The sequence below is a fragment of the Amycolatopsis sp. MtRt-6 genome, from assembly GCF_017308975.1.
In the GTDB taxonomy this organism is placed as follows: Bacteria; Actinomycetota; Actinomycetes; order Mycobacteriales; family Pseudonocardiaceae; genus Amycolatopsis.
The window spans coordinates 70,770-81,422 of the sequence record NZ_JADWPD010000046.1; the positions used below are offsets into that span (position 1 = coordinate 70,770).

The window sequence follows — 10,653 nt, forward strand, 5'->3', positions numbered from 1 at the left end:
CCAAGGCTGGCCGTCCGCCCGCCGTCGGCGCGTCCTCCGCGTTGCGGCCTCATCAGTCCGATGTGAACGTTTCCGGTGGCTCGTCGAGGAGGAGCAGGCCCCGCAGTTCGCGCGGCGTCACGGAAAGGTCGTTGAGCTTCCTCGTGGCGGCCGTGTTCACGGCGGCTCGCAGAGCGCGATCGGTCCCGGGGAGCTCGCTGCCGGAAGCGGCGTCACGTACCGACTTCAAGCCCACCTCGAGTCGGTCCACCAGGGCTTCCCGATCGCGCCCACGCCGGGCGGTCATCCGGCGTACCTCGAGCATGACCAAAGCTGCGAACGCCTCCCGTGCGCCGGGATCCTCGGTCAAGATCGCGGCCAGGTTCCCGGCGCGGTCGTCGTAACAGGATTCGAGCCGGCGCAGTACAGCCGCGGCGACACCGACCGAATGGTTCTTGATCGCGGCGAGGTTGAACGCGAACGCGCCGACCCGGCCGTTCCGGACGATCTCGTCGCCCTCCCGAGGACCGCCGATCACCGAGACCGGACCGGACGGCAGCCCGGACGGCCCGAGCAGGGCACCGGACCCGTCGACCTCCACCCCGCGCCCGGTACGCCGGTGCTGCACGGCGATCTTCTTCCGCAGGAGCGCCGCCCAGAGCGCCGACCCGGTTCGCCCGTAGTCCGGCTCCCGTCCGAAGTTCGAGATCACCAGGTCCGCTTCGAGGGTTTGCGACGACGACGCTCCGGCCACCGACACCAGCAGCGTGCCTGCCTCGGTGCCGTCGATCCGGCCCACCTTTCCCGTGACGAGGGTGACCGGCCCACCGCCGTCGATCGCCGCGTCGACGACCTCGGTGGTGTACGCGACAGCGCCGACCCGCAGGGTGGCCAGCAGCGTCCCGTACTGGTCGAGGAGCCCGCGCAGGTCGGCGGACGGGATCCGGGCCAGTACCCCGGGCAGGTGGGGCTCCCACGACTTCGAGACCCGTTCCGACACGACAGCAGGCGGAACGTCGGGGTGCTCGCGAGCGACGATCGCACACGCCCGCTCCCATTCGGCCACGACGCGCATCAGCAGGTTCTGGCGGCCTTCGTAGCTTTCGCGGTGCAGCCGGGGTGCCGGCAGATCGAGAACGCGATGCCGGTGGTCCGGCGGGTAGGTCCGCAGCATCCGGCCGGAGCGGGAGATCATGGCGATCTTTCCCCGGTGCCCGCGCCGCAACAGCAACGCGGCCACGTCGTAGGCGGTGAGCAACGTGCCGATGATGACGACCGTCGCGTCCGGCCCGGTGCCGAGGATGCGCGCGATCCCCGCTTCGGAGTACGGGCGCCGCACGAAGGCCGGGTGGTTCACCACCTCGGCCGCGAAGGGGAGGTCCCTTTCCTCCAAGCCCGTCGCGATGACGACGTGGTCGGCGCGGAGAGTCACGCGCCCGGGCTCGGCATCGTCGCCGGGCAGGCAGAACCGGTCGACGACGACGTGGCACCCGCCGGCAGCGGTTGCCACGTCGACCACCTCGCCGTCGGCTTCGACCAGGCTCACGTCGTCCGCCGCCTCCCGCGCGGCCCGAGCCAGGCGGCCGGCCAGGTAGTCGGCGTAGATCCGGCGCGGCGCGGGCCCGGACTCGGTGAACGTGAAGCCGCTCCACTCCGGGGGCCAGCCGGCCCGGTCGGCCTCGCTGTTCGCCCAGTCCACGAAATCGTCGACGTCCTCACGGAACATCGACATCCGGCCCGCCTGGATGTTGAAGACGTGCTGCCAGTGGTTTCCGGCCCGGTGGTAGGCCACGCCCGCGCTGCGATACCCGGGGTGCCGCTCGATCAGCACCACCTGCACGGGCTCTCGCGCGAACTGGAGCAGCCGGACCGCGGTGGCAGTGCCGCCCAGACCCGCTCCGACGATGACCACCCGGGGCACCTGGTCCGACAGCCGCATCTCGCCACTCCTGTCCTGCCGAATTCCGCGAACGGCCACGATCAGCGCTCCGCGCGGACGCCCGCCGCCGACAGCGAGCAATGAGATTACCTTGAGCAGCCTGGGTCGCACCGCGGCCGATCGTGTTCACGCGATGACCCGGCCAGGTCGGACCGCCGACAGCGGGCGATGCCGGCCGCGTCGGCGAATCACCGCCAGACTCCGCGCGCCGAGCGGTCCGGACTGGCTGCGGCCCCAAAGGATGTTGCTGGAGAGTCGGACAAGCTCCGGTAGAAGGTCCGATGGGCTTCGGCGGCCGCGGCCCACCTGTAGCGCCGGGCCAATGCCCGCCCGGGTGCCGGGTCGGCGCCGTCGAGCGCCGCGCGCAGCTCGCGGGCGAAGCCGGGCGGGTCGGCGGCAAACCTCGCGGCGGCACCGAAGACCTCACGCAGCACGGGCAGGTCGCGGGTCACCACCGGCACTCCGGCGGCGAGTGCCTCCATCGCGGCCAGCCCGAAGCCCTCCTTGGTGGACGGGAACGCGAACACCGCCGCCGAAGCGACCAGCGACGGCAGTTCGTCGTGCCGGACCGGGCCCAGCACCACTGGCTCGACGCCCAGCTCGGCGGCGCGTTTCTCCCAGCGGGTGCGGTAGTCGCGGTAGTCGAAGAGGGTCTCGCCGCCGGCGATGAGCAGGCGGAGGCCCGGTTCGGCCAGCAGTGCGAACGCTTCCAGCAGGTCCAGTGAGCCCTTCCGCGGCTCGATCCCGCCGACGGCGAGCACGTAGCGCCCCCGCTCCGAGGTCCGTGGGGCCGTCGCGAAGCGGTCGTAGTCGACGCCGTTGGGGATCACCGCCGCCTCGATGCCCCAGCCGTCGCGGACCTCCGCGGCGACCGAGGCCGAGACGCAGACGTGCGCGTACGGCCGGACGATCGCGCGCTCGTGGCACGCCGCCAGCTCCGGCGTCGTGAAAGTGTCGAGGTGGTGGACCGTCCGGACGCACCGGTCGACGGCGTTCGCGCTGATGCAGTCCTGCGCGTGCACGACGTCGTAGGCGGCCGGGGTGAACGCGGCACGCAGCACCGCGATCGACCGCAGGATCCGCTCCCCCACGGACTCGTCCGCGAGGTCGGGGAACGGGACGATCGCCAGCCGCACGCGCGGGTCGACCGGCCGGAAGAACCCCGCGTCGCCGCCGCGTCCAAGGGTCCACACGGTGACGTCCTCGCCGAGTTCCGCCAGCGCCTCGGCCAGGGAAAGGGTGTGCACGACCCCACCGCGGGGTTTGGTCGAGTAGCTCAGCAGGGCGATGCGCATCAGGCCTCCCGGTACACCGACGGTTTCCGCTCGCCCAGGTGGTGCAGCACGCGCCGGGCGTTGGCGAGTTCCTGCCCGACGTCGAGCTCGGCCACCGCGATCCCGGCCTTCGACCACGTGCGGGCGAGGATTTCCCCGCCGGGTCCGACGACCTTGGCCTGGCCGAGGAACCGCATCCCGCCCATCGCACCGGTCTGGTTGGACGAGACGAGCACGACCTGGTTCTCCGCGGCCCGCGCCTGGTCGTAGAGGTCGAACAGGCGGGATTGGCGGTCCTGGGCCATCCGGGGTGCCCGGTTGGTGATACTGGTCGGCCACGCGCTCAGGCAGGCGACGATGTCGGCGCCGTCGAGGGCGAGGGACCGGGCCGACTCGGGGAAGGTCTTGTCGTAGTCGATCAGCATGCCCAGCCGCCCGACCGGGGTGTCGAACGCGGCGAACCGGTCACCCGGCTGGTAGGCGACGCTCTCCCCCGGCGGCTGGTGGACCTTGCGGTGCCGGCCGAGCACCCCGTCACCGGTCACGCAGACCGCCGAGTTGTAGCGCTGCGGCCCGTCGGCCTCGCAGTAGCCCACGCAGACGACCATCTCCGCGGCCAGCGAAGCGATGGTCTTCAGCTCGGCGCAGTCCGGGTCGAGGGCCGGGGGCAGGGCGTCCGGGTCGGGGTGGCGCAAGTCGGCGAGGTAACCGCCGAGGGCCGCGTCCGGCAGCACCAGCAGCGCGGCGCCCGACGTGCGCGCGTGGTCGATCAGCGTCGCGATGCGCTGGAGGTCGAAGTCGAGGTCGCGGCCGAAGTGCGCGGCCACGGCCCCTATGCGGATCTGCCCCATCCACGTGACACTAACGCGTACGCCTCGGGCCGGCGGTCGGCCAGGTGTGCCATCGACCGCCGGGCCGTGGCCAGCGCCGCCCCGACGTCGAGTTCGGCGACGGCCATGCCCTCGACGACGCCGGTGTCGGCCAGGATCTCGCCACCCGGGTCGACGACCTTGGCGCTCGCGACGAACCGCAGGTCACCGAAGGTGCCGGACTGGTTGGCCGAGAGCCAGACGATCTGGTTCTCCAGCGCGCGGGCCCGGTCGAACAGGTCGAACCGGCGCTTCCAGCGGTCTTCGGCGAGGTCGGCGGCCGGGTTGGTCCGGCTGCCGGGCCAGGCCGACATGCAGACGACGATCTCGGCGCCGTCGAGCGCCAGCGCCCGCGCGGATTCGGGGAACGCCTTGTCGTAGCAGATGAGCATGCCCAGCCGCCCGACCGGCGTGTCGAACGCGGCGAACTCCCCACCCGCGCCGTAGCTGGCGTTCTCGGAGAGGGGCTGGTGGACCTTGCGGTGGTGGCCAAGGAGGCCGTCGCCGCTGACGCACACCGCGGAGTTGTACCGGCGGCCGGCATCGAGTTCGCAGTACCCGGCGGTCACCACCAGGTCGCCGGCCAGCGAGGCCAGCCGTTTCAGCTCCGGGCCGTCGGCGGCCAGCGCGGGCGGCCCTTCGGCGCCGCCGTCGAGGTTGGCGAGGTAGCCGCCGAGCGCGGCTTCGGGCAGGGCCAGCAGCCGGACGCCTTCGGCCTTCGCCTCGCCGATCAGCTTCTCGATGCGCGCGAAGTCGGCTTCGAGGTCGCGGTCGAACGGCGCGGCGACCGCGGCCATCCTCAGTGTCGTCATGAGTTCCCCAATCCGGTGACGCCGCCGTCGATGGCGCGCGTCAGTTCGCCGTCCGGCCAGCGCAGCGCGACGCCGGTGCCCGCCACCAGCTCGCCGCAGGCCGCGGTGACCGCGGGCCCGGCGGGCGCCGGAGCACCGGCGGTGAGCATGGCGAAGCCCGGGAAGCAGGTCAGCCAGTCCCCGGTGGACGCTCCAGGTGGCCGTGGGACCTTTTCGACGTCCAAGACCGCGCCGCAACCGGACGCCTCGGCGAGCATGCCGAGCGTGCCGGCAATCCCGGCCATCGAGACGTCCTTCGCGGCAGCCGGTCTCGCCCTGGCCACCGAACCGAGCAGTTCCCGCAGCTCAGGCGTGCGGCGGAAGCTCGTCGAATCCCACTGCCGTCCCGTGTGGCCGGGCCGCCAGCCCCCGCCGAGGTCGGCGGTGAGCCAGACGCGCTGCCCCGGTTTCCCGCCCCCGCCGGGCACCGGATCGGTGGTCCGGCCCAGCGCGGTGACCGAAAGCGAAGCCGGGACGCCGAACTGCGTGTGCCCGCCGAGCACCGGAACGCCGTACGCCTCGCTCGCCTTCCGCAGTCCACTGAGGACACGGGCGGCGAAGGACGCGTCCCGGGCACCGAGCGCGTCCAGCAACCCGGTCGGCGTGGCGCCCATCGCGGCCAGGTCGTTGAGGTTGACCAGCACCGAGCACCAGCCCGCCCACTCCGGGTCGCGCTCGACCATGGCCGGGATGATCGCGTCGCAGGCGGCAACGACATCGGTGCCGGGCAGCGGCACGCCGTCGTCGCCGACGAAGCCGGGCACGCCGGTCAGCCCGCGCAGCAGCGGCCCGAGTGCGGCCTTGGTCGCGCGGGCCAGCTCGGCGATCCGGCCGATCGGCCAGCGCATCAGCAGGTGCTCGCGACCGGCGACGGTCACCGGCCACAGACGCTGCCAGCCGAGCCGGGTGAACAGCTTCTCGGTGCGGGTCTGGACGGTGGCCTCGAACCGCAGCGCGCCTTCGGCCTCGGCCCGTGCGCAGGCCGCGCGGACCAGCGCCGAGCCGATGCCGGGCGGCGAGCCGGGGGCGACGACCAGGCGGCCGCCGCGCCACCAGCCGAGGTCGGGACCGCCGGTGGCCGGGCCGAGCCGGACGCCGCCGAGCACGGCTCCGGCGGTGTCCCGCGCGACCAGGACGATCGTGCGCGGGTCGGTGTCGTGGTCGTCGAGGTCGTGCCCGGCGAACAGGCCCTGCCGCGCCACGAACGCCTCGTGGCGCAACGCGCGGTACGCCGTCAGTCCAGTGTGGCCGGCTTCGGAGATGTGGAACGCGGGGCGGGCGGCGACGCTGCGGACGTCGCCGAGCAGCGCGAGGATGTCGTGGTCCACGTCAGGCTCCCGCCGCGCTCAGCAGGCCGCAGGCACCGCACGCGGCGCAGCCCGCGCCCTGGTCGGCCCCGGTCATCCCGGCGGCCCGCAGCAGCGCCGCGACCCGGCTGGTGACCTCGGCGACCAGCGACGGCGGAGGCGCGGTGGCGCCGTCGCGGCGGGCCAGGGTGCCGAGCATGGGCCGCATCGGGACGACGAACGGGTAGACACCCAGGCCGATCAGCCGCCCGGCGCCCTCGACGAGGTCGTCCGGGTTCTCGCCGAGCCCGATCAGCAGGTACGTCGAGACGCGGTTGCGGCCGAAGACCCGAACGGCCTCCGCCCACGCGGCCTCGTACTCGGCCAGCGGCACGGTCGACTTGCCCGGCATCCACCGCCGCCGGACGGCGTCGTCGAGCGACTCGACGTGGATGCCGATCGACGTCGCCCCGGCTTCGCGGAGTTCGGTGAGCACGCCGAGGTCGCCCGGCGGCTCGATCTGCACCTGGATCGGCAGGCCCGGCACGGCGTCGAGCACCGCCCGGACGCACCGGAGGAGGTGCCGGGCGCCGCGGTCGGGCCCGGCCGTGGTCCCGATCGTCATCACCATCTGCCGGACGCCGTCGAGCCGCACGGCCGCCTCGGCGACCTCCGCCAGCTGCTGCGGCGTCTTCGCGGCCACGGTGGATCCTGCCCGCAGTGACTCTTCGATGGTGCAGAACCGGCAGCGCTGGTCCTCGGCGTACCGGATGCACGTCTGCACGACGGTCGTCGCGAGGACGTCCTTGCCGTGCAGCAGTGCGATCTTCCGGTACGGCACGCCATCCGAAGTGGACAGATCGTAGAACCGCGGCCGCGCCACCGGGGTCACGCTCAGGCCGAGGTCGACCGTCCCCCGGTGGATCCGGCCGTCGCGGACCTCGTACGGGCTTTCGGGGTTCAGCGGCAGCGTCGCGTTGGCACCGTCGACGACCAGGTGGCCGTCGTCGCTCGGCCCGGCGCCCTTGCTGCGTTGTACGGGTGCGTCCACTCGCACCCCGCGGACGGCGATGTCGGCGCGGGTGTCCAGGTCTTCTTCGATGCCAACGCGCACGGACCGCTCCTAGAACATGTAGGTGGAGTTGATGATGGCGCCCTTGCGCGCGTAGTGGATCAGCGCGTCCTGCACATCCAGGGGGTGGGTCGGGATGACGCCTTCGATGAGGTCCTCCTCGCGGGCACCGTGCAGCGACAGGCCGAACCGGCAGCAGTAGGCCTTGCCGCCTTCGCTGATGAACGTCTTGAGCTGGTCGTTGATGTTCAGCTCGCCCGGGAACGCGGCGTTGCCGGTGGTCGGGAAGCCGCGGGTGGCCAGGCAGTTCAGCGAACCCGGGCCGTAGAAGTAGATCGCGGCCTCGAAGCCCTTTCGCAGCGCGCGGGTCGCCTGCAGGATCGCCACGAAGCTCACCGACGACTCGTGCGCGATGCCGTGCACGAGCGTGAAATAGCTCTGGCCGGGTTCGGCCTGGTAGTCCGGGAAGACCTTGGTCCCGCCGTACAGGCTCGATCCCTGCGGCAGCGACGGGTGCGGGATCTCGTCGAGGCTGGTCTTCTCGGTCTCGGTCAGCTCTGCCATCGGTCTATTTCCCTTTCTTCGGTCCGTACAGCACGTCGAACGTGCCGCGGAAAACCAGGTCGGCGAGTTCGCCGTCGCCGGCGGCGGCGGCCAGCTTCGCGAGTTCGCCCTCGTGATCGCCCCACGGCTGGTCGGAGGCGAACAGCACGCGGTCGTGGCCGAGGCCACGGCGGGAGATCTCCTCGACGAGCCAGCGCGGCGTGAAGCCGATCGCCCAGGACAGGTCCGTGTAGACTTGCTTGCCGGCGGCGATCCAGTCGAAGAAGCGGCCGCCGACGAGCTTGATGTGCCCGCTCATCCCGCCGCCGAAGTGGACGAGGTGCAGCTTGACGTCGCCGGCGTAGTCATCGACGAGCTTGCCGACCTCGTCGATGTCCGACGCCGCGCCCGGCGAGGTGTGGACGTGCACGACCAAGTCGTGCTCCCTCGCCGTGGCGAAGATCCGGTCCAGCTGCGGCCGGCACGCGGGGTCGGACGCTCGGCCGCCGAGCAGGAAGCTGAGCTTGAGCGCCCGCACGCCTTCTTCGCCGGCCAGTTTCAGTGCTTCTTCGATCCGGTCGGCGTCTTCGGCACGTGGGGACACCCACAGCGCGGCGCTGATCCGGTCGTCGTTGCTCGCCGCTTCGACGCAGAGTTCGTTGAAGGAGAACGCGATCGCCGGGTCCGGCACGCCGTAGTTCGGGATCACCAATGCCCGCTCGGTGCCCTCGCTGTCCAAATCGGACAGCAGCTCCCCGATCGTGCCGCGGGCGCCGATCGCCGGGGCGACCGGTGGTCCCCCGTAGAACGGATAAGCGGGCAGCACGCCCAGGTGCCGGTGGGCGTCGTTCGTCCACTTCATCAGGCCACCGTCCGGGGCGCGACCCAGTCGTCGTCGGCCGGGTAGGTGCTCACCGGCGTGCCGGAGAGCCACCGGACGTCGGCGCCGCGCCCGCCCGCGGTGATCCGCCGGGTCAGGTACTCCGCGTCCGCGGCGACGCCGCAGAACCGGCCGGACCCCCAGGTGTGCTGCCAAGGCAGACCGAGGAAGTACAGCCCGGGACAGCTGGTGACGCCGCGGTGGTGCGTCGGGTAGCCCTTGCCGTCGAACACCGGGACGTCGATCCAGCGGTGGTCACGGCCGAACCCGGTGCTCCAGACGACCGCCGAAATCGCTTCCGCGTCGAGCGTCCGAGGCCCCTCCGGCGGTTCCCACACCGGCTGGTAGCGCTCTTCCCGCGGCACAGCTGTCCCGCGTTGCGCGACGAAGGCGTCGATCGAGTCCTTGATGCCCTCGGAGACCGCGTCGGCCGCGTCGAGGTTGCGCCGCAGGTCGTCCGCGAAGCTCAGTTGTCCACTTCGGACACCGGTCAGCCTGCCGTAGAGCTGCATGCCGTCCGCGGCGAACGCGCGCAGGTCGATGTCGTGCCCGCCGTCGCGGCCGGTGACGTAGTGGTTCGCCCGGAACCGCACCGCGTCCGCGTCGGCGAACTCGTCGATCCCCCGGGCGTAGTACCCCATGTCGTCGAGCCAGGCGACGACGTCCCGGCCGCGGTAGCGCCGGGCCACCCGCGGCGCCGACCCGACGGCGAGGTGCACCCGGCGTCCGGCCAGGTGCAGGTCCTCGGCGATCTGGCAGCCGGACTGCCCGGTGCCGACCACCAGGACCTCGCCATCCGGCAGCTGCGCCGGGTTGCGGTACTCGGCAGAATGCAGCTGGACGACGTGCTCGGGCAGCCGCTCGGCCAGCCGCGGCTTGAGCGGCACCTGGTATGGGCCGGTCGCCAGCACCACGTGGTCGGCGGTCAGCTCGCCGTCCGACGTCGTGAGCCGGAACCCGCCGCCGGGCAGCTGCCGCAGCCGAGTCGCTTCGACGCCCTCGTGCAGCGGGACGTCGAACTCTTTCACATACGCCTCGAGGTAGGCAACGATCTCGTCCCGGACCATGAACCCGTCCGGATCGTCGCCCGCGTAGGGGAATCCGGGCAGCCGGCATTGCCAGTTCGGCGTGACCAGGCAGAAACTGTCCCAGCGGCGGGTCCGCCATTCGTGCCCCGCGCGCTCGCGTTCGAGCACCACGTGCCCGACCCCGGCAGTGGTCAGGCAGTGGGACATCGACAGTCCCGCCTGGCCGCCGCCGACCACGATCACCGGCCGGTGCAGGCCGTCGAGCTGGAAGTTCATGCCGATCAGTGCACCGGCGAACCATTTCCGAACAGTTTCATCCGGAACACCTGCGGGTTACCAGACCACCGCCGCGTGACAACTTTCCCCGGTGCTGCTTAACATCGGCGGCGGCCGGCCCGCAGGTTCACCGGCGCCGGACCAGCGCGTCCAGCGCTGTCACGCCCTGCCCGCGCGCGCCGATCAGAAGCGGGTTCACCTCCGCCTCGACGTCGTCTTCGGGACACTTCGGTCGGCCGGTTGGCCGGGCGACGCCGCGAGCCGGCGGCCGAGCTGGTCGAGGGTGCAGCGGTGTCGGTGCCGTAGTTGGTCAGCGTCACCACCGCCATGCGTGTCGAGCGACATCCCGGGCCCGGCCCGGTCGTGCGGGACTACGCCGGGTTCTCCGCGACGGCGAGGTAGTCCGTGTAGATCTGCGGCGAGCCGGAGAACGAGGCCAGCCGCTTCCACTCCTCGTACATCTGCTTGGTGTCGCGGTGGGCAGCCGCGAACTCCGCAGCCTCCCCGGTGGCGATGTCGGGCTCGGGATAGAACACGTCCAGCGCGTCCAGGCTCGCGATTTCCATCATCATCACGTACTGGTCGAGGCGATTGCCCCGCTCACCCTTGAGCACGTGGAACCGCCAGTCCGGGTAGTCGTCGATCCGGTGGTGGTT

At 72.0% G+C, this 10,653-nt stretch carries 9 protein-coding genes and 1 pseudogene; all 10 read right to left on the reverse strand.

Features of this window, described 5'->3' with window-relative positions; genetic code table 11:
* Positions 1–52: 52 nt before the first annotated feature.
* Entirely contained in the window at positions 53–1,918 is a 1,866-nt protein-coding gene (locus tag I4Q55_RS45785; protein WP_206797182.1) for an FAD/NAD(P)-binding protein, read from the reverse strand.
* 188 nt (positions 1,919–2,106) lie between these two features.
* Positions 2,107–3,213 carry an MSMEG_0565 family glycosyltransferase gene (locus I4Q55_RS45790; protein WP_206797184.1) on the reverse strand — a complete coding sequence of 369 codons (1,107 nt, stop codon included), beginning with the start codon at positions 3,211–3,213 and terminating at the stop codon, positions 2,107–2,109.
* Complete coding sequence (locus tag I4Q55_RS45795) at positions 3,213–4,043, reverse strand: carbon-nitrogen hydrolase family protein (protein ID WP_206797186.1); 831 nt, start codon at positions 4,041–4,043, stop codon at positions 3,213–3,215. Before I4Q55_RS45795 ends, I4Q55_RS45790 begins: the two co-directional genes overlap by 1 nt.
* Positions 4,025–4,873 carry a carbon-nitrogen hydrolase family protein gene (locus tag I4Q55_RS45800; protein WP_206797188.1) on the reverse strand — a complete coding sequence of 283 codons (849 nt, stop codon included), beginning with the start codon at positions 4,871–4,873 and terminating at the stop codon, positions 4,025–4,027. The genes I4Q55_RS45795 and I4Q55_RS45800 overlap by 19 nt, the downstream gene beginning before the upstream one ends.
* Positions 4,870–6,240: an MSMEG_0567/sll0787 family protein gene (locus I4Q55_RS45805; RefSeq protein WP_206797190.1), complete on the reverse strand. Its 1,371-nt coding sequence runs from the start codon at positions 6,238–6,240 to the stop codon at positions 4,870–4,872. The genes I4Q55_RS45800 and I4Q55_RS45805 overlap by 4 nt, the downstream gene beginning before the upstream one ends.
* Position 6,241: 1 nt before the next feature.
* Positions 6,242–7,312 carry an MSMEG_0568 family radical SAM protein gene (locus I4Q55_RS45810; protein WP_206797192.1) on the reverse strand — a complete coding sequence of 357 codons (1,071 nt, stop codon included), beginning with the start codon at positions 7,310–7,312 and terminating at the stop codon, positions 6,242–6,244.
* 9 nt (positions 7,313–7,321) lie between these two features.
* A complete protein-coding gene (locus I4Q55_RS45815; RefSeq protein ID WP_086864132.1) occupies positions 7,322–7,834 on the reverse strand; it encodes an MSMEG_0572/Sll0783 family nitrogen starvation response protein in 513 nt (170 codons plus the stop codon).
* Between the two features lie 4 nt (positions 7,835–7,838).
* On the reverse strand, positions 7,839–8,675 hold the full coding sequence (locus I4Q55_RS45820; RefSeq protein WP_206797194.1) for an amidohydrolase family protein: 837 nt from the start codon (positions 8,673–8,675) through the stop codon (positions 7,839–7,841).
* Positions 8,675–9,997 carry an MSMEG_0569 family flavin-dependent oxidoreductase gene (locus I4Q55_RS45825; protein WP_206797195.1) on the reverse strand — a complete coding sequence of 441 codons (1,323 nt, stop codon included), beginning with the start codon at positions 9,995–9,997 and terminating at the stop codon, positions 8,675–8,677. Before I4Q55_RS45825 ends, I4Q55_RS45820 begins: the two co-directional genes overlap by 1 nt.
* A gap of 371 nt (positions 9,998–10,368) precedes the next feature.
* Positions 10,369–10,653, reverse strand: a pseudogene (locus I4Q55_RS45830) (hypothetical protein); the annotation flags it as partial.

Excerpts from the sequence above, each read along its gene's own strand:
- I4Q55_RS45785 (WP_206797182.1), bottom strand. The coding sequence starts at position 1,918 with ATGCGGCTGTCGGACCAGGTGCCCCGGGTGGTCATCGTCGGAGCGGGT.
- I4Q55_RS45790 (WP_206797184.1), bottom strand. The coding sequence starts at position 3,213 with ATGCGCATCGCCCTGCTGAGCTACTCGACCAAACCCCGCGGTGGGGTC.
- I4Q55_RS45795 (WP_206797186.1), bottom strand. The coding sequence starts at position 4,043 with ATGGGGCAGATCCGCATAGGGGCCGTGGCCGCGCACTTCGGCCGCGAC.
- I4Q55_RS45800 (WP_206797188.1), bottom strand. The coding sequence starts at position 4,873 with ATGACGACACTGAGGATGGCCGCGGTCGCCGCGCCGTTCGACCGCGAC.
- I4Q55_RS45815 (WP_086864132.1), bottom strand. The coding sequence starts at position 7,834 with ATGGCAGAGCTGACCGAGACCGAGAAGACCAGCCTCGACGAGATCCCG.
- I4Q55_RS45820 (WP_206797194.1), bottom strand. The coding sequence starts at position 8,675 with ATGAAGTGGACGAACGACGCCCACCGGCACCTGGGCGTGCTGCCCGCT.
- I4Q55_RS45825 (WP_206797195.1), bottom strand. The coding sequence starts at position 9,997 with ATGAACTTCCAGCTCGACGGCCTGCACCGGCCGGTGATCGTGGTCGGC.